At 65.1% G+C, this 24,284-nt stretch carries 21 protein-coding genes, 1 tRNA gene and 1 pseudogene; 14 read left to right on the forward strand and 9 right to left on the reverse strand.

Annotation, left to right across the window (positions count from 1 at the left end; all coding sequences use genetic code 11):
* The first annotated feature begins 363 nt into the window (after positions 1–363).
* The 11 genes and pseudogenes from IT430_07975 (at position 364) to IT430_08025 (ending at position 7,905) form a co-directional block, all read left to right on the forward strand.
* Complete coding sequence (locus IT430_07975; protein MCC6907861.1) at positions 364–1,116, forward strand: hypothetical protein; 753 nt, start codon at positions 364–366, stop codon at positions 1,114–1,116.
* A gap of 141 nt (positions 1,117–1,257) precedes the next feature.
* The gene (locus IT430_07980) at positions 1,258–2,058 is read left to right on the forward strand and encodes a hypothetical protein (GenBank protein ID MCC6907862.1); all 801 of its coding nucleotides are present in this window, start codon (positions 1,258–1,260) and stop codon (positions 2,056–2,058) included.
* A gap of 346 nt (positions 2,059–2,404) precedes the next feature.
* Complete coding sequence (locus tag IT430_07985) at positions 2,405–2,872, forward strand: helix-turn-helix transcriptional regulator (protein ID MCC6907863.1); 468 nt, start codon at positions 2,405–2,407, stop codon at positions 2,870–2,872.
* On the forward strand, positions 2,873–4,174 hold the full coding sequence (locus IT430_07990; GenBank protein MCC6907864.1) for a permease: 1,302 nt from the start codon (positions 2,873–2,875) through the stop codon (positions 4,172–4,174).
* 21 nt (positions 4,175–4,195) lie between these two features.
* Positions 4,196–4,435, forward strand: a complete 240-nt coding sequence (locus tag IT430_07995; GenBank protein MCC6907865.1) for a TM0996/MTH895 family glutaredoxin-like protein — start codon at positions 4,196–4,198, stop codon at positions 4,433–4,435.
* A 16-nt stretch (positions 4,436–4,451) separates the two neighbouring features.
* On the forward strand, positions 4,452–4,952 hold the full coding sequence (locus IT430_08000; GenBank protein ID MCC6907866.1) for a hypothetical protein: 501 nt from the start codon (positions 4,452–4,454) through the stop codon (positions 4,950–4,952).
* Positions 4,949–5,626: a sulfite exporter TauE/SafE family protein gene (locus tag IT430_08005; protein ID MCC6907867.1), complete on the forward strand. Its 678-nt coding sequence runs from the start codon at positions 4,949–4,951 to the stop codon at positions 5,624–5,626. Before IT430_08000 ends, IT430_08005 begins: the two co-directional genes overlap by 4 nt.
* 135 nt (positions 5,627–5,761) lie before the next feature.
* A complete protein-coding gene (locus IT430_08010; protein MCC6907868.1) occupies positions 5,762–6,112 on the forward strand; it encodes a helix-turn-helix transcriptional regulator in 351 nt (116 codons plus the stop codon).
* 3 nt (positions 6,113–6,115) lie between these two features.
* A complete protein-coding gene (gene arsB / locus IT430_08015; GenBank protein MCC6907869.1) occupies positions 6,116–7,264 on the forward strand; it encodes an ACR3 family arsenite efflux transporter in 1,149 nt (382 codons plus the stop codon).
* A gap of 4 nt (positions 7,265–7,268) precedes the next feature.
* Positions 7,269–7,685 carry an arsenate reductase ArsC gene (locus IT430_08020; protein MCC6907870.1) on the forward strand — a complete coding sequence of 139 codons (417 nt, stop codon included), beginning with the start codon at positions 7,269–7,271 and terminating at the stop codon, positions 7,683–7,685.
* A gap of 85 nt (positions 7,686–7,770) precedes the next feature.
* Positions 7,771–7,905 (forward strand): annotated as a pseudogene (locus tag IT430_08025) (hypothetical protein).
* 135 nt (positions 7,906–8,040) lie between these two features.
* Here IT430_08025 and IT430_08030 read toward each other — a convergent pair.
* The 8 genes from IT430_08030 to IT430_08065 form a co-directional block, all read right to left on the reverse strand.
* A tRNA-Gly gene (locus IT430_08030) sits at positions 8,041–8,113 on the reverse strand.
* 176 nt (positions 8,114–8,289) lie between these two features.
* Entirely contained in the window at positions 8,290–9,018 is a 729-nt protein-coding gene (locus tag IT430_08035) for a glycosyltransferase (protein ID MCC6907871.1), read from the reverse strand.
* A 96-nt stretch (positions 9,019–9,114) separates the two neighbouring features.
* Entirely contained in the window at positions 9,115–9,792 is a 678-nt protein-coding gene (locus IT430_08040; protein ID MCC6907872.1) for a hypothetical protein, read from the reverse strand.
* Positions 9,793–9,843: 51 nt separating this feature from the next.
* A complete protein-coding gene (locus tag IT430_08045) occupies positions 9,844–13,611 on the reverse strand; it encodes an efflux RND transporter permease subunit (GenBank protein MCC6907873.1) in 3,768 nt (1,255 codons plus the stop codon).
* Positions 13,608–15,233, reverse strand: coding sequence for an efflux RND transporter periplasmic adaptor subunit (locus IT430_08050; protein MCC6907874.1), 1,626 nt, complete (start codon positions 15,231–15,233; stop codon positions 13,608–13,610). Before IT430_08050 ends, IT430_08045 begins: the two co-directional genes overlap by 4 nt.
* Positions 15,230–16,687 (reverse strand): TolC family protein, encoded by a 1,458-nt coding sequence (locus tag IT430_08055; protein ID MCC6907875.1) that lies wholly within the window; start codon positions 16,685–16,687, stop codon positions 15,230–15,232. Before IT430_08055 ends, IT430_08050 begins: the two co-directional genes overlap by 4 nt.
* Before the next feature lie 214 nt (positions 16,688–16,901).
* On the reverse strand, positions 16,902–17,291 hold the full coding sequence (locus IT430_08060) for a hypothetical protein (protein MCC6907876.1): 390 nt from the start codon (positions 17,289–17,291) through the stop codon (positions 16,902–16,904).
* 159 nt (positions 17,292–17,450) lie between these two features.
* Positions 17,451–19,946, reverse strand: coding sequence for a hypothetical protein (locus IT430_08065; protein ID MCC6907877.1), 2,496 nt, complete (start codon positions 19,944–19,946; stop codon positions 17,451–17,453).
* 196 nt (positions 19,947–20,142) lie between these two features.
* On the opposite strand from IT430_08065, the gene IT430_08070 reads away from it, so the two are divergent.
* The 3 genes from IT430_08070 to IT430_08080 all read left to right on the forward strand — a co-directional run bounded on the left by IT430_08070 (position 20,143) and on the right by IT430_08080 (position 22,647).
* On the forward strand, positions 20,143–20,523 hold the full coding sequence (locus tag IT430_08070; protein MCC6907878.1) for an STAS/SEC14 domain-containing protein: 381 nt from the start codon (positions 20,143–20,145) through the stop codon (positions 20,521–20,523).
* Positions 20,524–20,583: 60 nt separating this feature from the next.
* Positions 20,584–21,450: an alpha/beta hydrolase gene (locus IT430_08075; protein ID MCC6907879.1), complete on the forward strand. Its 867-nt coding sequence runs from the start codon at positions 20,584–20,586 to the stop codon at positions 21,448–21,450.
* A 177-nt stretch (positions 21,451–21,627) separates the two neighbouring features.
* The gene (locus IT430_08080) at positions 21,628–22,647 is read left to right on the forward strand and encodes a hypothetical protein (GenBank protein ID MCC6907880.1); all 1,020 of its coding nucleotides are present in this window, start codon (positions 21,628–21,630) and stop codon (positions 22,645–22,647) included.
* A gap of 110 nt (positions 22,648–22,757) precedes the next feature.
* Here the strand turns inward: IT430_08080 and IT430_08085 are convergent, their stop codons facing one another.
* On the reverse strand, positions 22,758–24,281 hold the full coding sequence (locus IT430_08085) for a VCBS repeat-containing protein (protein ID MCC6907881.1): 1,524 nt from the start codon (positions 24,279–24,281) through the stop codon (positions 22,758–22,760).
* Positions 24,282–24,284 lie beyond the last annotated feature (3 nt).

The following is a 24,284-nucleotide window of genomic DNA, read 5'->3' on the forward strand; positions in this document are numbered from 1 at the left end:
TGGCAGGGGATTCTCGTGAGTTGCCGCGGAAGTTGATTCCTGAGGAAACAAAAACTTCACAGAATGTGGTATTTTGCGGCTTTGGGGGTTGACATCCGCCTGCTTTGGGGGGAAACTGTACGCGTTACAGTCCGGCCTGTCGGTCGCGACTGCGATGGAGAGATGATCGCTGCGGATTCTGTCCTTTTCCGCGGCTTCCGCCGTTCCGTGGTGGAACGTGTTAAAGGTTGAGTGATTCACAAGCGGCCGCTCGGCGTTTCTCGCTGCGCGCCCGTGGAAAGTCTTGCTCCGGGGGGAGCGGGTTCGGAGGATCCGGATTCGCTTCGAGATCGAGTGGAAGGTGTTCCGGAATCGGAGGATGAGATGAAGACGAATCGCATGAGTTTTATGGCTGCGACCTTGGCCGTCGGCACGATGGCCACAGTAGCGCTCGGCGCGGGTGAGAAGATCAAGGTCATCGAGACAGACCTTTGGGGTGCTGGTGGTGGTGGCGGGCCGTTCGAAGTTGAGCCAATCGGGTTTCCCACGAATCCTCAAGGGGTCGGCCTGCACGGCGCTGGAGCCGGAAACTTCGTCACCTTCTGCGTCGAGACGGACGAATTCCTGAGCGAAGGTGGCGTCTATTTCATCCAGTTCAATGACGCGGCAGAGGCCGGTGGTTCTGGAGGTCCCAGCCCCGATCCCCTCAGCGATGCGACCCGGTACCTCTACGCCCACTTTATTCGCGGCACCATCCAAGCCGAACTCGACGCCTGGGACGCACACGTCGGCCCGACTGAGACGTTCACGTACGGCGCCTTCGCCGACGGCGAAGCGCTCCAAAAGGCGATCTGGCACTTGGAGGAAGAGACCGGCGGAAGCAACAACTTCCTCGTCGGCCTCGCAACGTGGGCGCTCGCAAACGGCACGCTCAGCGACCTCTCCGAGATCAGCAAAGTCCGCGTGATGAACATGTGGGACAACGCCAACTTCACCGGCAACCGCCAGGACCTGCTCGTCATGATCCCGCTGCCCGCTCCCGTTTGGATGGGCGGCGTCGGGCTCTGCGGCGTGATCGGTCTCGCGTTCCGCCAACGCCGCCGGTCCCGTCAGCATGGCGCTGATCTGGCGGTCTGACGTCTTGGAATGAGGGTCCTCCAACCGGGGGCCCACCGGAACATCGCTATCGAATCTCTTGCGTGGGCTGGCGTAACGTCAGCCCACGTTTTCTAGACCGACTGGGAATCCAGTTGCGCCTCTTCGGAGATGGAGAACCACGTGGCCGCCACAGCCATGCGACGAAACCGAATCACACAGGCCGTCGGCATCATTGCCGCCGCAGCATGCCTCACGACTGCCGCCGCCCTCGCCGACCCCATCCCCGCCGGCGAGATCCGCATGGATGCCTTGCGGAACCACTTCAGCGTGCCCGGGGGCGGTTACGCAGGCGAGTTCGTCGTCAACGCCAGCCGCCTCACCTTCACGCCTGCGGGCCTCGGCCGCAACGGCGTCGACTCCAACCACTTCATCAGCTTCTGCGTCGAGACCACCGAGTTCATTCAGCTCAACAGGTGGTACGACGCCGAACTCAACACTGAATCGCGCAACACGTACCGGCAAGTCCAGGAGGAGACCGCGTTCCTCTACTACCACTTCGTCAAGGGCGACCTGGAAGGCTACAAGTACTTCGATGACGCCTCCGCCAGCGGCGCCGAAAAGGCCGCGTCGGTCCGCGCCCTTCAGGAAGTCATCTGGTACTTCCAAGACCCGGCAGGCTTCGTCGCCCGCTACGGCGCCAACGCCTTTGGCATCGGCGGCTACTTCAAAGGCACCGCCATGCACAAAGTCCTCGCCCGCAGCTGGTACGCCAACCTCGCCACCTGGCTCGACGGCTCAGGCAGCGAACTCGGCAAGGTCCGCATCATCAACATCTGGGAAGGCGGCAACGCCCGCCAGGACACGCTCGTCATGATCCCGCTGCCCGCCCCGGTCTGGATGGGCAGCCTCGGCCTGTTTGCAGTGATCGGCGGATGCAGGTTCAGGCGACGCTACGAGACGCGGCGATCGAACTCCCTCTGAATCGCAAATCGCGGCGGCCCGCAGCCGCAGAGAATCCCTTCGAGGGCCGTCGCATCCGGCGGCCCCGTTTCGTTTCTGGAGCGGCCTGGCCTCGAGCCGCCTCCGGGGAACGGGCGTTGACTCCAAGGTGTCGAGACGGGTCGAGTCGAAAGCGCAAGCCCATTGCGAGCCGCGCAGGCACATCCAGAGAGGGAAGTGCAGGTCATCCGTCACGCCGGGACGGATGAAACGCTCAGGGATTGCGGATGGCCACTCGTCAGTGTGTGTTCGTGACGCCGGTGAGCCTCCACTGGCTTGACGGAGACCGACCCGACTGGTGGGCAACGCCCGAGGTGGATTCCCGAGAATGCGTCTTCTGCATTGCACCGAAGCGGCCGCCGTGTATACTGGCATTGAAGTGCCAGTATCTATCCACCATCCTGAGACGCCTCGCATCGCCTCGCGGAGGCAAGCCGATCTGGATCGCCATCTCGATGCGCAACTGTTCAAGGCGCTTTCCGATCCAACGCGAACGCTCATTCTGTCCTGCCTCGTCAAGTGCGGCCGGCCGTGCTCGGTCACGGAAGTTGCTGAAGTGTGTCGGGTTGAGTTCTCTGTGGTGAATAAGCACATGAAGATTCTCGCCGAGGCTGGAGTACTCTCGGCCGCGAAGCAGGGCAGAACGGTCTGGTACGCCGCCCGCTGCGGCCATCTCTGCACGCGGCTCGCGGCGCTCATCGACGCGATCTCGGAGTGGTGTCCGAATCTGACGTCATCCGACGGGCGCCGTCCAGGCACTCCGTGTTGCAACGGCGAGAGAAAGTCAGATGTATGAATGGGCCGCCGTGAGTGGGTCAAACTCGCCTCGCTCATCGCGCTGATTCTCGGCGTGTCATTGCTGCCCGTCGGGGCGCCGGAGGTCCAGTCCGCCGTCGGCGAGGGACTGCGCCTCACCCAGTGGTACGCCCGCGAGCACGTCATCCTTTGTCTTCTGCCGGCGTTCCTGATCGCCGGGGCGATCGCCGCCTTTGTCGATCAGGCGGCGGTGATGAAGTATGTCGGTCCGGGAGCGAGCAAGTCCGCCGCCTATGGAGTCGGCGCGACGTCGGGATGCATCCTCGCCGTCTGCTCATGCACGGTGCTGCCCCTCTTTGCCGGCATCTACCGGATGGGCGCCGGACTCGGCCCGGCGGTTTCCTTCCTCTACGCCGGACCGGCGATCAACGTGCTCGCCGTCATCCTCACTGCGCGCGTGCTCGGCGTGGAGATCGGTCTGGCGCGCGCCTTCGGCGCCGTCGGCTTCAGCATCCTCATCGGCCTCGCCATGGCCGCAATATTCGAGCGACGGCGGAACGGCGCAGAAGAGCCGCCACGTACGATCATCACACCCGACGCGCGGCCGGCTCGGCCCCTCCGCCAACTCGGCGCCCTGTTCGGTCTGATGATTCTCGTGCTGATTTTCGCCAACTGGGGCGCCGCGGCTGATGCTTCGGGATTCTGGCACGCGATTCACGCCGCCAAGTGGCTGCTCACAACCTCTGCCGCGGTACTCCTCGGCGTCGTCCTCTGGTGGTGGTTCTGCTTCCCGTTGCTTGGCGTGATCGGCACCGGCTGGCTCGTGGGACTGCTCGCCTTCTTCTTTGCCCACGAACCGGCGATCCCGTTCGCTGCCGGCACGGTCGCGCTGTGCTTCATGATGCCCCGAGCCGGCGAACAGGGACGCGAATGGTGGAATCAGACCTGGGGGTACGCCAAGTTGATCACGCCCCTGCTCATCGGCGGGGTCTTCGCCGCCGGCGCGCTTCTGGGCACACCGGACTCGCGCGGGCTCATTCCACCGGAGTGGATTGAGCGCGCCGTCGGCGGCAACGACCTCGGCGCCAATCTTGGCGCCTCCGTCGTCGGCGCCTTCATGTATTTCGCCACGCTCACGGAAGTTCCCATCGTCGAAGGCCTGATCGGTTCAGGAATGGGAAAGGGCCCCGCGCTGGCACTGCTTCTGGCCGGCCCGGCGCTGTCGCTTCCCAACATGCTCGTCATTCGCAGCGTCATCGGCACCTGGAAGACCGCCGCCTACGTCACCATTGTGATTGTCGGGTCCACCTTGGCGGGGCTGCTGTTTGGAACATTGGCCTGACGCTCGAAAAGGAGGCCGCGCATGGCCACAGTGAAAATCGAGATATTCGGCACGGGCTGCCCCAAGTGCAAGGCATTGGAGAAGTCAACCCGCGAAGCGGTTGGGCAACTCGGCATCGAAGCAGAGATCACCAAGGTCGAGACGCTCGACGAGATCGTCAGCCGCGGCATTCTGATGACCCCCGCCATCGCCATCGACGGAGAGGTCAGATCGAGCGGCCGCGTGCTCTCGGCCGCAGACGTCCAGAAGCTGCTCAAGTGACGAGAGAGAGCGCATCATGGATTCACAAATACCGTCCGGCATGGCCAGGAAGTTCCGATTCACGCTCGCGCTGGGGCTGATTGCGATTGCCATCGCAACGGTCGCGATCGGGCTGATGCGCGAAAGCAGTCGGGCCGAAGAGGCCGCGAGTGAACCCGTCCCGGACGCCGCTCAGGATGACGGGGTCATCCGCGTCTACTACTTCCACGGCGATGTCCGATGCAAGACTTGCCTGGCGATCGAGGCGCGCACCAGCGAGATCGTCAGTCGCGTCTTTGCCGACGAGATCGCCTCCGGCTGGCTGCGCTTCGAGCGCGTCAACTATGACGAGCCAGCCAATCGACACTTCCGCGAGGAGTACCGTCTCGCCTTCAGCACGGTGGTCGTTCAGGGAGCCGGGGAAGACCGAAAATGGGAGAACCTCGCCGAAGTCTGGACGCTCATTCACCAGGATGAACCTGCACTGGAGGAGTACCTGACGCGCCACATCCTCCGCATGATTGACCCCACGGGATGATCCCTGAACTCATCAGCGCTGCCATGCTCGGACTGCTCACGGCGATCAGTCCCTGCCCGCTTGCGACCAACATCGCCGCCGTGTCATTCATTGGTCGCCACGCGGGCACTCCATCGCGCTCTCTGCGGGCCGGTTTGGCGTACGTCGTGGGACGGACGCTCTGCTACGTCATCCTCGCCGCTGCACTCACGGCGGGCCTGCTCGCCGCGACGACCACATCCGAAACCCTCAATCGCATCCTCGGTCTGATGGTCGGGCCGGTGCTGGTTGTCGCGGGCGCCATGCTCGCCGGGCTCATTCCCCTTCCCCAATGGCCGCTGCCCGGGCGCGCGATTGGTGAGCGACTGGCCGCCAGGGGAGACAGTGTTGGCTCATTCGCCCTGGGCGCGCTCTTTGCGCTGTCTTTCTGTCCCTCATCGGCGGCCCTCTTCTTCGGAGGGCTCATGCCACTTGCGGCCAAAGCGCAGTCCGCGCTGTTTGTGCCGATGGTGTTCGGCATCGCGACCGGACTGCCCGTCCTTGCCTTCGCCATGCTCCTGGCATGCGGCGTGCATCGCGCCGGTCGGGCCTTCGACCGCCTGGCGGCAATCGAGAAGCGGCTCCGGCTTATCACCGCACTGGTGTTGATCGGTGTGGGGCTGTACCTCTGCTTCAATGCGATCGTCCCCGACTGACCTGGACGAGTGTCCCCTGCGAACCGGGGCGGCCGGCCGCGTGATATGGACTGCATTCGCCCAGGCGAATATAGTTTGGCAATGGCCCCAAACCCTTACGAGCAGGCGTTCCGCGCATGCGCCGATCGAACTCGATTGAGGCTCCTGACCCTGCTGCGCGATGGGGAAACCTGCGTGGGTGATCTGGTTTCAGTCCTCCAGTTGCCTCAGCCCACCGTGTCACGGCACCTCTCCACCTTGCGCAGGGCGGGGCTCGTGGAAGTTGCGCGAGACGGCAACTGGATCTTCTATCGCCTGGCGCGTCCCTCGAATGGTTTCCATCGACAGTTGCTCGCGTGTCTCTCGTGTTTCGCCGCCGCCGACCCGACTTCGCGCAAGGATGTTCGCCGGCTTGAGCGGCTGCGCGTCGCGGGTGGGTGTTGTGTTCGCTCTGCCCAAGCATGCGGAGCCAAACGATCGGGCCGTGCATCGGCCTGTGTGGAGTAGCCCATGACGGCGAATGCTCAACCCCCGGTAGCTTGTACTTCCACTCAAACCTCCGCTGCGTGCATTGACCGTCCGAAGAAGCTGTCGTTCCTCGACCGCTACCTGACGCTGTGGATCTTCCTTGCCATGGGCGGCGGTGTGCTGCTGGGCAGGCTGCTGCCCGGCGTCAGTGAAGCGCTCGACCGCCTCTCGGCGGGAACGACCAACGTTCCCATCGCTATCGGGTTGATCCTCATGATGTACCCGCCGCTGGCCAAGGTGCGATACGAGAAGCTGCCCGAGGTCTTTCGCGACTGGCGAATCCTGGCCCTTTCACTCATACAGAACTGGCTCGTCGGCCCGCTGCTCATGTTCGTCCTCGCGGTCCTGCTGCTGCGCGATCATCCCGAGTACATGATCGGCCTGATCCTGGTTGGCCTGGCGCGATGCATCGCCATGGTGCTCGTCTGGAACGATCTGGCCAAGGGAAGCAGCGACTATGCCGCCGGGCTCGTCGCATTCAACAGCATCTTTCAGGTCCTGTTCTTCGGCGTGTACGCGTGGGTTTTCATCACCTATCTGCCTCCGCTGCTTGGGCTCGAAGGCGCCGTCGTCGATGTGAGCATCGCTCAGATCTTCCAGAGCGTGATGATCTACCTCGGCATTCCCTTCTTCGGAGGAATGATCACCCGCTTTGTGCTCCGGCCGATCAAGGGCGACGATTGGTACTCGAACGTCTTCATCCCGCGCATCGCCCCGATGACGCTGATCGCGCTGCTGTTCACAATCGTCGTCATGTTCAGCCTCAAGGGCGACCAGATCGTCGAACTGCCGCTGGACCTGCTCCGCATCGCCCTTCCTCTGGCGCTGTACTTCATCATCATGTTCTTCGTGAGTTTCCTGATGGCCAAGAGGGTCGGGGCGGACTATGAGCGAGCCGCGACGCTGGCGTTCACGGCTTCGGGCAACAATTTCGAACTGGCCATCGCCGTGGCGATTTCCGTGTTCGGCATCGGCTCGGGCGTCGCCTTCGCCACTGTCGTGGGGCCGCTCGTCGAGGTTCCGGTGCTCATCTCGCTGGTGAGCGTCTCATTCTGGCTCGGGCGGCGTCTTTACGGCCGCGACTTCCGCACGCGCGCGCCACGCGCCGGCGCACAAGCACCTGTGAGGTAGCGCAATGGCATCGACGGTCCTTTACCTCTGCACTGGAAACTCCTGCCGAAGCCAGATGGCGGAAGGATGGACACGCGCCCTGCGCCCGGACTGGCAGGCGCACTCGGCCGGCACGCGGCCTGGTCGACTCGATCCCCGGGCGGTCCGTGTGATGAGCGAAGCCGGCATCGACATCGCCGACCAGCACTCCAAGCACATCGAGGAACTCCGAGGGATCGCGCCCGACCTGGTCGTGACCGTCTGTGACTCGGCGCGCGAGGCGTGCCCGGTCTGGCCCGGGGTGACGGAGATGCGACACGTCGGCTTTGATGACCCGCCCCATCTGGCGGCGACCGCATCGAGTGAGGATGAAGCGCTGGCACACTACCGCCGCGTGCGCGATGAGATCAGGTCGCTGGTCGAGTCTCTGCCTCCGGGGTAGCAGGGAGGATGGGTGATGCAGCATGAGAGAGCATTGGCGATGATGCCGCCCGTCAGTCGCGCCTTCAACAGGCCGCCGCTGGCAACAAAGGAGCCGCCTTCCTCAGGAAGGTGAGCACACCATGTGGCGTGAATGGCGCCTGGAGGCGGTAGAAATGGACGGCACGAGAATCGACCAGATCCTGGCGAACCGAGCGCAGCCCGACTCCGCGGCGAATTGATTCGGGCAGTTGCGGTGTTCCCTTTTTCGCGGAGCACAGCAGTGAACCGCGCACTTTGGCGCGTCAGGCTGCACCGCCGAACGTTGGCAGGCGTCCGCAACTGGCGGACTGTTTTGGACGTGCATCCAAATCCAAAGCGGGCAAAGGGACTCGAACCCTCGACATTCAGCTTGGGAAGCTGACGCTCTACCAACTGAGCTATGCCCGCGCGGTCGGAGGCCGGGCAGAGTATAGGTGGGTGCCGCGGCATCGTCATTGTGTCGTCGAGCGGCTCGGCGGCCAGGAGAGGGGCTGCCTCATTCTGGCCGGGCTACTTCGTCACTGTTACCGCGACGGGGCCGGTGCGGGCAAGGACGTTGACGCCGACGTCCTGCTCATGCCTTGTCAAGTCCAGATCGATGCTCGAGTCGCCGACGCGCAGGTTGAGGATGCGCAGGGGAATGCCGGCGCGGCGGGCGATCTCGATGGCGCGATCGACGCGCTTCTCGAGATGCGGCCGAGGAACGCGAGGTACGAGCCGGCGTGGCGGTGCAGCGTGTAGAGGTGTTCGGGAAGACCGTGGTACACCGTCGCGAGCCATGCGGCCCCGGGCAGCGGCAGCCGTTGGGCGTGGGAGATGGACACGACGGGCATGCTGCCGAACTTTTGATAGAGCGGCACCAGGTCGGGAATGTCGAGCCGGCCGTGCAGCGTGGTCACCTGCGTCAGGCGCGACCGGCGCGAGAGCGGAAAGTGGAGATAGTCGATGTGAAAGTGAACGATGTCGAACTCGCCGGCCATGTCGAACACGCGGTCGAGCATCAGGATGTGGTGCGCGACCTGATCAATGCACTGGCGATCGAGCCGCAGCGAGCGCGCGGAGCATGGTACGAGTCGGGCGCTGGTGGTTGAATCGCCGCTGGCAAAGAGCGTGACATCGTGACCCTGGCGGACGAGTTCATCGGTGAGGTAGGAAACGACGCGTTCGGTTCCGCCGTAGTTGCGAGGCGGGACGCTTTCGTGCAACGATGCGACATGGGCAATTCGCATGGAGAGCAGACCTCGCGGCATAGCGGCGGCCGCCACGGCGCCGATGCGGCGCGGCGAGCGGAGCCGTTCGCCAGGAACGGCCACCGGAGACTACTCCTGAAGTGGATCAGGCAGGCTCCGCGAATTGCTCGTTTGCAAATGGCGGCGGCGCAGTGTCCCGCGCCGCTGCCGAGTCATCCATTAAGGCTGCGGAACGCCGCCTGCGGCTTTCCAGGCGTCATCGAGCGTGCCGAGGTATTTCGCCGGCTCGGCTTCGAATTTCTTGATGCAGCCCTTGCAGCAGAATCGCACGAGGTGGTTGTTGTACACCTTGTCGATGGGCTCGCCCATGCTGCCGAGTTCTTCGCCGGACACGACGCAGGTCTGCAGCGGATACGTCTTGCCCTGCCGCTCGATTACGGCCTTGTCGAGTCTGTCCAGCGTGGGTTTGGGGTCCTTCTCGAATGTGCCGACGCACTTTTCGCAGCAGAAGCGCACCAGGCGGTTGTTGTAGACGTAGTCCACAGGCTCACCCATGCCGCCGAGGTCTTCGCCAGAGATGGGGCAGGTCGCCAGCGGGTAGTACGGCGTCTGGGCTTCGATGATCTTCTCATCGATCTTCTTCCAGTAGCCGGCCTTGTCCGCCTCGAACTTCTTGATGCAGCTCTTGCAGCAGAAGCGGACCTCGCGGCCGTCGTAGGTCTTGACGATGGGATCGCCCATGGAGCCGAGCTTTTCGCCCGAGACGGGACAGGTGTCCAGCGGGTAGGGATCGGATTTAATCTCCTTCGACGGATTCTGGACGGCGGCGCCGAGGCCGGCGATGCCGAGCAGGGTGCAGCCGAGCAGTGCGGCGGCGGTGTTGCGAATGCGGTTCATCGGATTCTCCTTTGAAGATGTGGCGGATGGCCATTGTGGATTGAAGCGGCGTCAACGCGGCGCCGCGCGGTTTTCGTGAAACTGTCGATGCAGCGCGATGCGCTTGGCGAGATAGAACAGCGGCGGGTAGATAAGCAGCTCGAGCAGGAAACTGGTTGCCAGTCCGCCGATCATCGGCGCGGCGAGACGTCGCATGGTGTCGGCGCCGGCGCCCGTGGCCCAGAGCAGCGGGACCAGGCCGATGAAGGTGGTCATCACCGTCATTGTCTTGGGCCGGATGCGCTGCACGGCCCCGTCGTGGATGGCCCACCAGAGATCGTCGGCGTTGCGCATGCGCCCTTGCTGCGTGAAGCGCTCGAAACTGTTGTCGAGATAGAGCAGCATGACCAGCCCGGTCTCGGCGTCGAGACCGGCCAGCGCAATCACGCCGACCCACACCGCCAGCGAGAGGTTGTAATCCAGCAGATAGAGCAGCCACACCGCGCCCACGAGGCTGAAGGGCACCGCCAGCAGCACAATCCCGACGCGCAGCCAGCTGTGCGTCGCGAGGTAGAGCAGCAGGACGATGAGCACGCCCGCGACCGGCACCACGATCATCAGCCGCGCCCGCGCCGCCTGCATGTATTCGTACTGGCCGGACCAGACGATGCTGTAACCCGACGGCAGCGCGACCTGCCGCGCCACCGCCTGCTGAGCGTTGCGCACGTACGTGCCGACGTCGATGCCGGCGATGTCCACGAACACCCAGCTTGTCAGGCGGGCGTTTTCGCTCTTGATCATCGGCGGGCCCTTGTGGATCACGAAGTCGGCCAGTTGCCCGAGCGGAATCTGCGCGCCGCCCGGCGTGGCGACGAGCGTCTGCTTGAGCGCATCGATGTTGTCGCGCAATTCATGGGGGTAGCGGACATTGATCGGATAGCGCTGCAGTCCTTCGACGGTGCTGCCCAGCTTCATGCCGCCCAGCGCCGTCATGATGACATCCTGCACGTCGGCGACGAGCATGCCGTAGCGTGCGATGGCATCGCGGTTGATGACGATGTCGAAATAGTTGCCGCCGACGCTCTTTTCCGGGAAGGCGCTGGTGGTGTACTGGCCGGTGCCCTCGGCCGTCTTGATGACGGTGGCGATTTCATCGGCAAGGCGGGCCAGTGTGCCCAGGTCGGGCCCCATGACTTTGACGCCCACGGGTGTCTTGATGCCGGTGCTGAGCATGTCGATGCGGGTCTTGATGGGCATCGTCCACGAATTGGTCAGGCCGGGGATCTGGACTACGTCGTTGAGACCCTGAACGTGCGCACCATCCGGGAGCACGTAGCCATAGACGAGTTCGGCGGTGGTGATGGGGCGCGCCTCGCCAAAGAGCCATCGGCCGAGCCAGCGCGTGCCCCGCGGCCAGTGCTCGAACGTCACCGGCACGTGGCGCCACTGCGTCTTGTCGCGCTCCAGGGTGATGGTCGTTTCGATCATGCTCGGCGGCGCAGGGTCGGTGGCGGTGTCGGCCCGGCCGACCTTGCCCATCACGCTGACCACTTCGGGGATCTGCATGATGAGTTTGTCGGTCTGCTGAAGCAGCTCGCGGGCTTTGCCCATGCTGATGCCCGGGTCGGTGGTGGGCATGTAGAGCAGGTCGCCTTCTTCGAGAGGGGGCATGAATTCGCTGCCCAGACCGGGGAACGCTTGAGTGAGAGCGGGGAAGCGCTGCGCCGCCTCGTCACCGAAGAGTCGCTGGAAGCCCAGCAGCGGCACGGCCGTGCTCGCGACGAGCAGCGCCGCGGCCAGAAGCACGATCCAGCGGAAGCGCATGACCAGCACAAACAGCGGGTGGTACACTCCCTGCAGGATCCACGAGATCGGATTGGCGCGCTCGTGGATGATCTTCTGCGGCACGAGCAGCATGCCCATGAACACGATCCAGCCGATCGCAAGCCAGAGGCGATACACCTCCCACGCGCCCAGCGGCGCGGTCCAGAGGATCGCCGCCGGGATGAACATGGCCGCGAGCGTGATCGCCGCATTGCGCCACATCCCCCACTGCTTCGGCAGGACGCGCGGCGTGATGAAATAGGTCATGAGCACGGGGATGATCGTCACGGCCAGCAGCGAGGCCGAGCCCATCGCAAACGTCTTCGTCCACGCGAGGGGCTTGAACATGCGCCCGCTCTGCTCGCCGAGCACGAAGATCGGCAGGAACGAGACGGTGATGATGAGCAGGCTGAAGAACAGGCTCGGCCCCACTTCGCGCGCCGCTTCGGCGATGATGAGGCGCCGGTCGCGCGGCTCGGCCGGCTCGCCCGCGGCCGCCGCCTCGTGCAGACGCTCTTCCTCGCGATCGAGGTGCTTGTGGGCGTTCTCGACCATCACGATGGAGCTGTCCACCATCACGCCGATGGCGATGGCGATCCCGCCCAGGCTCATGATGTTGGCGTCGATGCCCAGGATGTACATGAGCACGATGCTCGCCAGCACGCCGGTGGGCACGACGAATACGGCCACGAGTTCGCTGCGCGCGTGCAGCAGGAACAGGATGCACACGAGACCGACGACGATGATCTCCTCCACGAGGGTGTGCTGGAGCGTGCGCACCGCGCGGTCGATCAGATCGGATCGATCATAACCGACGCGAACGGCCACGCCGGGCGGCAGGCCGCGCTCGAGTTCGGCGAGTTTGGCTTTGACGCGCTCGATGGTCTCGCTGGCGTTTTGGCCGAAGCGCATGACGACGATGCCGCCGACGGCTTCGCCCTGGCCATTCCACTCGGCGATGCCGCGGCGGATCTCCGGCCCGAGGCGCACTTCGGCCACGTCGCGCAGGTAGACGGGCCGGCCCTGCGGACTCGACGCCAGAGCGATGCCGCCGAGTTCATCGAGCACGCGCTGCGTGCGCACCGCCTCGACGGATTCGCCGCGACTCTCGATGCCGGCGCGCTCTTCGGCGCTGAGCGTGCCGAGGTAGCCCAGGCCGCGCACCATGTACTCGGTCTCGCTCATCTCGATAAGCCGGCCGCCGACATCAACGTTTGAGCCCTGGATAGCCTGCTTCACGCGCGAGAGCGGCACATCAAACGCGAGCAGCCGCACCGGATCGACGACGACCTGATACTGCTTGACAAACCCGCCCACGGGGGCCACTTCGCTCACGCCTTCGACGGCGGTCAGTTCGAATCGCAGATACCAGTCCTGCAGACTGCGCAAGCCCGCGAGATCGACCTCCGGCTCGGCCAGCGGCGCGCCATCCAGCGGACACTCCTCCATGCCGTCGAAGGTGCGCGCGCGCTCCAGCCGCTCGCGCGCCTCGGCGGGCGCATCATCCGGCTCCGCATACCACACATCCTCGACGGGATCATGCCACAGTCCCTGCGGATGCTCCGGGCAGTAGCGCCCCGTGACGAGCACGTACTCGTAGGCCCAGCCGACGCCGGTTGCGTCGGGTCCGAGTTGGGGCGAGACGCCCTCGGGCAAACGCGCGCTGACGGAACTGAGTTGTTCGAGCACGCGGCTGCGGGCCCAGTACATGTCCGTGCCATCTTCGAAGATGATGTAGACGAAACTCGAGCCGAACATGCTGTAGCCGCGCACCACCTTGGCCAGGGGCACGGCAAGCATGGCGGTGGTCAGCGGATAGGTCACCTGGTCTTCGACGATCTGCGGCGCCTGGCCGGGGTACTCGGTCCGGATCACCACCTGCACGTCGGAGAGATCGGGAATCGCATCGACGGTGATGTGCTGCGCCGACCAGATGCCGGCGCCGATAAGGCACGCCGTGAGCAGCACGACGAGCAGTCGATTGGCGATGCACCAGTCGATGAGGCGAGCGATCATGGCTCGCCTCCCCCGCTGCGCTCCTCAAGGAGCCGAATGTACTTCTCCGGATCGGCCTCGAAGTCATCGAAACAGGATTCGCAACAGAAGAGAAGTTCGCGGCCCTTGTAAGCGCGGCGGATGGGATCGCCCATCGAGCCGAGGCGCGCATCGCTCACCACGCAGATATCCAGCGGATAAGGCGTCAGTTCTTCGCCCGGCTCGGGCTCGCGCAGCACGCGGTCCTCGGGCGCGGGAGGCGGCGTGACGGCGGGCTGGCCGGTGATCATCCTCGCCAGGCTCTCGCGCATCCGCGCTTCGCTGTCGAGCAGGAACTGGCCGCTGGTGACCACCATCTCGCCGACCTGCAGGCCTTCGAGCACCTCGACCATGCCGCCTTCGGTTTGAATGCCCATGACGACGTCGCGCGGCTCGAATCGCCCCTTCCCGAGGCTCACGAAAGCAACGCTCCGCTCGCCGGTGTCGATGATGGCGGCGCGCGGCGCCAGCGGCTGATCCGTGGCGATGGTGTTGCGCAGTTCGATCTGCGCGAACATGCCCGGCTTGAGCAGCAGGTCGGGGTTGTCAAACTCCAGCCGCACGCTCGCCTGGCGCGTCTGCTCGTTCAGGTAGGGATAGATATAGATCACGCGGCCTTCGAGCGATTGGCCCGGCAGATAGGACAGCGTCATCGTGGCGGTGTCGCCGACACGGACGAACGGCAACTGGTACTCATAGAGTGACGCCTGCACCCACACCTGGCTCAGGTCCGCGACCTGGTAGATGCGCATGCCCGGATCGACGCGCATGCCTTCGTTGGCGCGCTTGGCAGTCACGATCCCGCCGAACGGGCTGAGCACCGTCATGGTCTTGGTCGGCTCACCGCGCTGCTCGAGCGCTTCGATCTGCCCGGGCGTTACGTCGAAATACTCGAGTTGCACGCGGGCATCGCTGATGAGGCGTTCCACGTCGATACCCGAATCGGGCAGCAGCTCTGACACGTTCTTGCCGCGCATTTCAAGAGCGGAGAGGTACTCCGCCTGCGATGCGTACAGTTGCGGCGAGTAGAGATCAAAGAGCGGCTCGCCTGCCTGCACGCGCGCGCCTTCGTAGTCGACGTACAACTTCTCGATCCAGCCGGCGACCTTGACGTTGACGTCGCGCACGCGGGTTTCGTCATATTCAACGCTGCCGACCGTGCGCACCGTCCGCACCACCGGGCCGCTGACGACCGGCGCGATGCGCACGCCGATGTTCTGGGTGACCACGGGGTCGATGCTGATCTCGCCGGTGAACTTGCTCGGGTCGAGCGGCACGAGGTCCATGTGGCAGATGGGGCACAGGCCCGGCTCGGGCAGGATGACCCAGGGGTGCATGCCGCAGGTATAGAAGTCGGCCTGGGCCGCAGGTTCGTCGTGCTGGGCATGTTCATCGTGCGCACCGTCGCCCAGCCATCGCTGGGCTTGCTGCCGGGCCGCGGGGCCCCAGAGCGTGCCGATGGCCAGCCCGGCCAGCACCGCCAGCGCGACCAGCAGCATGATCCACAGGCGCGGCCCTCGCGGCGGCTTGCGGCTCGGCGGCGGCGCTTTGGCGGATGCCGGCTTGGCTCCACCTGGCGAATCTGCTTTTTCAGGTGTGTTCATGGTTGCGGCTCCTGGGTCTGGGCGGATTGCTCGCGGTCCTGCGGATTCGTCGCGACCGGCTGCCGCGGCACGTCACGCCCTATCGCCGATTCGAGCTGCGCCACGCTGCGCTCGAGCGAGGCGAGCGATGACTCGTACATGAGTTGAAAGTTGATGACCTTGCGCCAGTTGTCGATGAGGTTGAGGAACGGCACCGTGCCCGCGCGATAGCCGTTCAGCGACGCCTGCACCGTCCGCTCGGATTCGGGCACGATCACGTCGCGCAGCAGCAGCGCCTGCTTCTGCTGCGCTTCGATGCGAGCCAACGCATCGCGCACCTGGAAGGCGATGCGATTCCGCTCGCCGGCGAGCGACGCGGAAGTCTCGATGAGACCGCGCGTCGCTTCGCGTTCAGCGGCGGAGAGGCGGTCATTCCAGATCGGCAGGTTGGCGCTGAATGAAAGCCACCACTGGTCGCGTCCGTTGGCGAGCATGGAGAGGCCCTCATCATCGACGGCGTTGTACGTCACGCCGACGGTGAGATCGGGATACCGCCCCAGACGCGCCTGCTCGCGCTGCTCGCGAAACTGGACGAGTCGCTCGCGCACGGCGGCGATCTCGGGGCTCGACTCCTCCGCCAGGGCCAGCAGCTGGTCGAGTTCGAGCACGAGTTGCGACAGTTCGATCGGCGGCGGATCGGCAATCGGAGTGTCCACGTCTCGATCGAGTTGGCTGTTGAGCATCGCCGCCGCGCTCGTGCGGTTCTGGCGAAGGGCGATGAGTTCGGATTCGAGATTGCCCAGTTCAACGGAGATGCGCAGAGCCGCCTCCTGGCTCGCCCCGCCGGTGCGGATGCTCGCGCCCACCGCATCGCGCACAAGCCCGAGCAGCGAGCGGCTCCGCTCGGTCGCGTCGATGGCCCTCACCGCGTAGTAGAGGCTCCAGTACGCCTGCCTCGTGTCCGCCATGACGCCCAGCCGCACGCGCTGCAGGTCCTGCTCGGCGATGGCGACGTCCTGCTGGGCGATGCGGCCGAGGTTGTCGAGTTTGCCGGGAAACGGCAGGCGCTGGCTCAGGCTGGTCATCAGCCCGACTTCGCCTGCGGCCGTCTCGGCCATGGCCCCGACCGGCGAAATCATGAACATCGGATCCTCCAGGCTCGTCACCTGCGCAATGCGCTCGCGCAATCGCAGGACGCGCTGCTCGGCGGCGAGGATGGCTGGATGCCGCTGCACAGCCGCCTGCACGTAGTCTTCCACTCCCGGCGACTCGGGCAGCGCGGCCAGCGTCTGGTCCGCCACTACTTCGCCCGGTTCGGCGCGCTGGAGTACTTCGAGTTCGGCGGGCGTGACACGATCCAGATCGTGGATCGCAAAGCGCGTGGCCGGTCCGTCGAGCGGACCTGATGAGCAGGCGCTCATCGCGCACGCGACTCCGGCCGCGGCGCTGCATGCGCTCAGTTTTCTGCTTTTCATTGGGAACCTCTTCCCGAACATCAGTTCAGTGCGCATCGCCACTGCGGCGCGCAGGATCAGCCGCGAACCGCACACCAAGCGGAACCGATGCTGCCTGAGAAAGTCGTGATTAGGTCAGCGCCGTCAGGGCGCGATCACTGCCTGGGGCGGCAGTGCAGCGCAGCGAGTCGGCGTGCACGAATCTCCATGCGCGCACCTTCTCCGCGACGCGGCGCTACGTGCGCCAGACGCCTTTGAGCGCCTGAACAGTGTTGTGGGAAGGAGGGCTGATGACGCGCTGCCGAGGCGTCCGAGTCGCAAGGCTCAGAGCCGGCTGCGGAAGAATGGCCGTTGCGGAAGCGGCGGGCATCTGCAGATCAACGCGCGTGTCCCGCGGCTGCGGAGCCGGCGAGACCGGGGCCCGGCGCCCGGAATGAGCCTGGCAGGCGCAGTCGGCCTCAGTGGGAGGCGGAGTCGCGGGCTCATCGCAGCATGACGGCGCCTGCGGCGCGCAGCAGGCCATCTGGCAATCCGCCGACATGTCGGTCGGACGCGCATCGACGGCGCCCGGCAACCAGAGTTGCGCCAGCAGCAGGCCGAGGATGATCGTCAGAGACCACTTCATGGCACGGACCAATTATACGCGGCTCCATCCGCATCGCCCGCAGGAGCACGGGGTCTGGACTCCCTATTCACCAAAGTTCGGCCAGCCAGGCGGCGGCCTTGACGGCGCGGCTACCGGATCATCGCGCCCGACGGTTATCGGGGCAGCGCGGCCGCTCCACTACTGATCCAGAATCGCAGCGCGGAACACCAGGCCGAACGTCCCCTGTGACCAGCCGCGGTATTGCGGGCGGAAGGCGAACAGGTGTACAGCGCCCTTGCCATGCTCGGCCCGCAGCCAGGCCCCCTGGCCCTCGATGATCTCAGGGCTCTTGATCCAACCTGAGAGGAGCACACGCGTCGGCGCGTAGCGCAGCAGCGTCTCCACCCGGCCGGCCGACTCGATGCCCGCGTCTTTGCGCTCCTTGTCGTTCATGGGCCGAAACGCCGAGGAACCCGAGAAGAACAGCGCGACCGACTCGGGCAGCCCGACGGTGAGATCGTGCTCTTCGGCGATGCCGCGCAGCACGCTGCCCGGGCAGGAGAACTCGCGCGCCTCCGGAGCGCGCGTCACGTTGGCCACCGGCAGTTTCATGAGGTCGATGGCCCATTGACTTGACGAGTCGAAGGTGATCAGTCTTCCGCCGCCGCGCACGAACTCCTCGACGGCGACGGCGCCCTCGGGCGACAAGCCGCGTGTGTATTCATCGGCGATGGAGCCGGGGCCGCGGCCTTCATCGAGTTGCCGCGCGCCAACGTCGGCGATGATGAGCACATCGAGGAAGTCCCCAAGCTGGCCGGCGCGGATCATCTCGTTGCGCACGGGGACGTACGGGATCTTCCACGTGTCGAGCACCCAGCGCATCCAGCCTTCATCCATGCTGCCCGACCACGGGCTGTAGAGGCCGATGCGCGGGAGGCGATCGACGACGATTGAATCGCCATCTTCCTGCGCGACCTCTTCAAGTTCGAAAAGCCCCCGCTGATCGCCGCTGGTGTTGAACTCCCACGTCCGGCCGTCAACCAGCGTTTGCGATACTTCCGTCCACGTCCCGCTGTGCCATGCTGAAAGCGGACCCGGCTCTCCGAACGCGCATCGATCGTCTCCGACGAACCTTGCCGTTGCCTCACCGACCTGGCTCACGCGCTTGAGCGGCGCCTCGATCGCCTGCATCACCTCCACGCGCCTGACCCCGAGCAGGTACGGCAGCGTCCAGCCGGCCACGTCGTAGGGCGGATCGCCCTCTGGGTAGCGCTGCACTTCCATGAGGTCTTTGACGTGCGTGCCGTAGGGCTGCTCGCGCTGGATGACGATCGAGCCGGTGGGATAAGTGCGACCGTCGGCTTCGATCTCTGCTTCGCTCACGTTGATCTCGACGCCCGTGGCGAGCAGCACATCGACAAATCGCGCCACGGCGTCGGGATCGCGATTGTCGCTGGGAATGATCCACGCGCGCGGCGCGCCCTCTTCGGCTGCTGCAATCGCCCGCTGCGCTGCATCGGCCGCGTTGCGCAGCCACAGCGACGGCTCGCGCGACAGACTGCCCACGAGTGAGCGGCCGAAGGCCATCTCGTAGTCGATGATGTCGCGGAGGCGCCACCACCCGCCGGGCCACGGCATCGGGAACTGGTTGGAAGGCGCGTACTCGCGCTGAACCGGCCCGGAAAGCCGATTGATGGGCAGGAAGATCGGCGAGGCCAGGTTGGCCGACGCGGCCTCGGTGAGAATGCCGATGATGTTGTGCCGCACGGGCACGTTGCGATTGCCGCCGTTCCACCACATATCGTACGAGACGCCGGTCGACACGCCGGTGAACCCTTCGCGCGTCAGGTCGAGCAGGGCCCGGCTGCCCAGTGCATCAATTCCCGTGATGATGTTCGGATCGAGATTCGGATTGAGCGGATCGCGATATGGAGGCACGAACAGCCGCTCGCCGCTGCTGCCCTGCTGATGCACATCCCAGTAGATCTGCGGAAACCACTCCGTATAGAGCAGTTCGCTCACGATGCGTGTTTCGTTCTGCGTCAGCATGAACCAGTCGCGGTTGTTGTCGTGCCCGGAGTAGTACTGGTACAACTTGAGCAGGTCAGCGCCCTCGTGCGGCGTGCCGACGGTCTGGCGATACCAGTTCGTCACGTGATCGATGCCGTCCGGATTGGTCATGTAGAGCACGACGACCATCTTGTCGCGCGCGCTCTTCCACGGCTCATCATCTGACGTCGCCAGGGTGTAGGCGAACTCCATGCCGAACTGCACGCCGGCGCATTCGGTGGCGTGCATGGCGCACGAGACAAACAGCGTCACCCGCCCGTCGCCCGCGGCGCGCTCGATCTCCTCGGCGCTGCGGCCGCGCGGGTCGGCAAGGATTCGCGCATTGGCCTTGATGGCGTCGAGGTCGTTGAGGTTGGCCTCGCTGGAGATGATGCTGATGAGAAAGTCGCGGCCTTCGGTCGTTGTGCCGACTTTCGTGGTGATGACGTTTGGGCTTTCTTCGCCCAGGCGAAGGAGATAGGAACTGGTCTCCGCCCAGTCGGTCAGGGTGAAGTCGCCGCCAACGGGCCGGCCGAGGTGCTCGGCGGGCGACGTAACATCGGTGCCCGAGTGAACCGTGAGTCCCAGGGTCGGCTGCAGCGCCAAGCAGCCCAGCACACACGCCGCCACCATATCCCGCATCATGCCTGCTCCCGTCATCAGGTCTCTCCGCAACCGGCGCACCGCGGCGCCGGCGTGCACTCTAGCCAGCCGGGCCCGCCGCCGCGCCGCACCCCCGGCGGGCGACGGCGGGGCGCAGAGCGAATCCCTCACCCGCGGGGACGGGCGGGCGATGCACAATTGAGATGACACCGATCCGAAGATCGCAAGGAGGTCGAGTATGTCGCTCACCGTGCACGCTATTGAGATGACCACGCGCGCCGACGGCCGGACCATCGTCTTCCGCCTGACCGGCAAACTCACGCGCGATGACTACGAAATGTTCGTGCCCGCGCTGGAAAGCGCCATCGAAGAGCACGGGCGCATCCGCCTGCTCGTCGATCTGATGGACTTCCACGGCTGGACCGCCGGCGCCCTGTGGGAAGACATCAAGTTCGACGCCAGGCACTTCAGCGACATCGAGCGCGTGGCGCTCGTGGGCGAAAGCCGATGGGAGAAGGGCATGGCCATGTTCTGCAAGCCCTTCACCGCCGCCACGGTCCGCTACTTCAACACGGCGCGGCGTGATGAGGCGGTGCGATGGATCGAGGAGCCGAACTGATACGGGGATTTTTCGCCGCGGCCGGAACACTTCGCGGCGCAAACCGAATAATGCTGGCAGATGCGATGGCGTCTGCCATTCCGCCGCCTGCGCCCCGGCCGCAAGACGCGGCGCGTGCTCGGCCTGCTGCTCATCGTCGCGCTGGCGACCTACAGCTACGTTTACGTGCAGGTCGAGCGCTCTCAGTCGCCCACCGACCGGTACATGACGCTCGAGGACGGCCGGCGGCTGGCGTATCTCGCCATCAACGCCCAGCCGTCGCCGCGACATCGTGTCGTGCTCATTCACGGCGCTCCGACGCACGCAGGCAGTTGGCTCACGTTCATCCGCCGCTGCGCGTGGACGTTTTCCGACGTCGAGTTCATCATCGTCGATCGTCTCGGCTACGGCAACTCGGATCGCGCGAGCGAACCGAGTCTTGAAGCCCAGGCGCGCAGTCTCGAACCCTTCCTCCAGCCCGGCGTCATCCTCGTCGGCCATTCGTACGGCGGACCGGTCGCGCTGCGCGCCGCGGCGGATTATCCTGACCTCGTCGGCGGCGTCGTCCTGGCGGCGGGCGCGTGCGATGCGAACATGAACGACTCCCAAACACTGCGCTGGCTGCTTGACCAGGTTCCCATTGTCATGCCTCAAACCTGGGCGACGAGCAACCGCGAATTGCTCGCGCTCACCGATGAGAACCGGTCCATGCAGCCTCTGCCCGACCGCGTGCGCTGTCCGGTTGCGATGGTGCATGGCACGTGGGATCCGGTCTGCCCGCACGACGGCACGGCGCGCTACCTGCAGGAGCAGCTGGTCAACGCGGCGGGGTTTGATCTCGTCACGCTCCCCCGCGCCGGCCACAATGTGCATCTCAATCACCCGCAGGAGATCGCCGCCGAACTGCACGCGATGCTGACGGCTGCGGGTAGCCGCGCCACCAACTGAAGCGCCCCCGGAAAAGTCGCGGATTCTGATGCAGCACCGCCACCTGCCGCGTGATCGTTTGTCGCTGCGCGGATTTCGATGCCGGGCGCGCGGCGCAGTTACGAGTGTATCTGATGAACACCAGTCGCGCGAACGTCGTCGCGGCTGCTCATCAGCTCTCTCGAAAGGAGGCACATCATGTGCCAGAACAACTCTCTCATGGCGCGCACTCTCTGCGCCGCCCTTGCACTGGCCACGCTCAGCCCGCTGGCGCTGGCCAAGGACGCCACCATGACCTTCACGACGCCCAGCAATCGTCGCGCCGCTACGGTAAAGGTCAGTCTGGATCCGTATCGCGATGCCCAGGTCGTCATCCCCGCCGGCTCGACCGTGGAGCAGAAGCGCGACCTGATCCGCGATGCCATCAAGGCGGCGAACCCGAATCTGACGGTCGAAAACGTCGGCACGACCGGGCTGAAGATCAAGGACATCCACGACAACACCACCGTAACCTTCGACCCCGGCGAAACGGGCGAGGCCAATGACAAGATCGCCTGCGCCGCGCCGCCCAACGGAGCCATCGAATTCACCGGCTTCTTTGATCCGATGGACTGGAACAGCCAGCCCGCCGTGTTCACCGCCGGCATCGTCACCGACGTCGGCGAACTCACGGTCCAGGTTTCCGCGAGCGAACTCAACTTCCAGACCGAAGGCCCGATCATCTGTCAGGCGCTGTTTCAGCGGCTCGCGCCGCAGGCGCCTCAGTATGGCGCCAACGTACTGTTCGCGGGCGATCGCCTCGAAGTCTACTTCGATCCCGCGTACTCCATCCAGACCGGCGGCGTGATCTTCGGCAGCACTTCTCAGAGCCCCGGCAACTCCGGCTCCCTGAGCACCGGCCGGGCCACCGGCTATCACGCCCAGGTGACGGGCTCCTGCCCGGGCACCGTCGATCTCCACTGGAGCGGCGCCAATCCGGGTCAGCAGCAAGGCGTGGTCTTCGCGCTCAACACCGGCTCGTTTGTCGTGCCTAACGGCCCGTGCCAGGGCACGCAATTGGGCCTGGGCACGAGCGGCCTGCAGCTCTACGCCACCATCGGCACCGGCAACGGCTCGGGCACGATCAGCGCCTCGGTGAACCAGTCGGCGTGCGGCGGCTACGTGCAGTTGATCGCGCTGCCCTCCTGCGCGACGAGCAACGTGGCCCGCGTACCGTGATCATCGATTCGACGGCGCCTCTCGGATAGACGCAAAGGAGCGCGGCACACGCCGCGCTTCTTTCGTTCCATCATGATGCGGATGGTCAGCGGCCCATTTGCAGACCATCATCACTCCTCGATCCGCGCCGCTCGAAATGGAGTCTTGACCGAGTCGCGCCCGCCCGGGCCGCGCCTGACGACCGCCTGCGTGGTGAGAGTCACGAGCGGCGCCTGGGCCGGCACCATCTTGCTCAAGACGGCAATTCCCGATTCGTTCGCGGTGGCGGCGCCGAGGACGATCACCGGATCAAGCAGATCGAGCGTCGCCCCTCCGAGCAGCGACTGGCCGACGCTGTTTCCGGCACCCGTGATCGAGGCGAGGAACACCACCTGCTCGCCCGGGTTGGCGCGACGGACGCCAAAGCTCGCCTGCTCTCCGCGGACGAGCGGCGTCTGATGCAACTCCAAACGGGTTTGTGACGCATTTGGATAGACAACCGCTCCGTATCGGCCCGGCGTGGCGATGTCCCATCGCCCGTCTCCGTGAATCTCCTCCACCAGTACATCGCCCGCCCAGCCGCCGTGCAGCGTCCGCACACTGGTGAGGAATCCTGAGCCGGTGTTCTGCAGCACGTAGAGGTACAGGCTGCTGTTCACGGCGATGTCGAGGCGACCGTCGGTGTCAAAGTCGGCCGTAGCGACGGATACGACATATTCCTCCGGGATTTCCATATTGGGCCCGAACCGCACGCTCTGCTCTTCGGTGTAGAGCACGCGCACGAGCGCCGGTCCCGGGGCGTAGTAGTTGACTCTTGAGCCGACGAGGATGGTGTCGAGATCGCCATCGCCATCCATGTCTCCCTGCGCGATGCGGTCGAGGTCGTTCTCCGGCCAGGAGACATCGATCTGCTGCGACGCGAAGTTGCGCCCGTTGCCGTTGTTGAGCAGCAGCACAACGGCGCTGCCGCAACCCCAGTAGTACAGGCAGCCGCTCAGGTAGGCGATGGTGAGGTCCACATCGCCGTCCCGATCGACATCGCCGGGCACGATCTGCAGCGCACCGGGACCGAGGCCACCGCTGAAGTAGTAGATCATGCCGGACTCGCTTTGCGTGCGGCTGAAGTTCCAGATCGCGTTGACTTCGGGGTTGCGGCGAATGTGAACGATGTCGAGCCAGCCGTTGCCATCGAGATCCGCGAGTTCGAATGATCGCGCGAAGTAGTCGTAGCGGATGTGCTGGAATTCGCCGTTACGGCCGTCGCCGCTGTTGTACCAGATGGAGAACCCCGTCCACCAGGAATAGGTTTCGAGGAAGACGAGATCGACGGCGCCGTCGCCATCGACGTCGCCGGCGCGCATGGTTCCCTGCTCGCGCCCCAGCACGGGGACGATCGTGTCCAGCAGCAATTCACCCCCGCCCTGGTTGAGGTAGATGTAGATGGCATCCTCGTTGAGGACGGCCAGATCGTTCAGCGCATCGCCGTTGAGGTCGGCGACGACAGACGAGATGGCCGGCTGGGCGTCAACGTAATACACGGGCTGGCCGAACTGGATCTGCCCGTCGGCCGCGGTGCAGGCAATGGACCCGATTCCGAGGGCCGTCAGCGCCTGGGCGGAGGCGGCGCGACTTCTGTGTTGTTCTGGTTGACGCACGAT

It is taken from the genome of Phycisphaerales bacterium, from assembly GCA_020852515.1.
Lineage (GTDB): Bacteria > Planctomycetota > Phycisphaerae > Phycisphaerales > UBA5793 > UBA5793.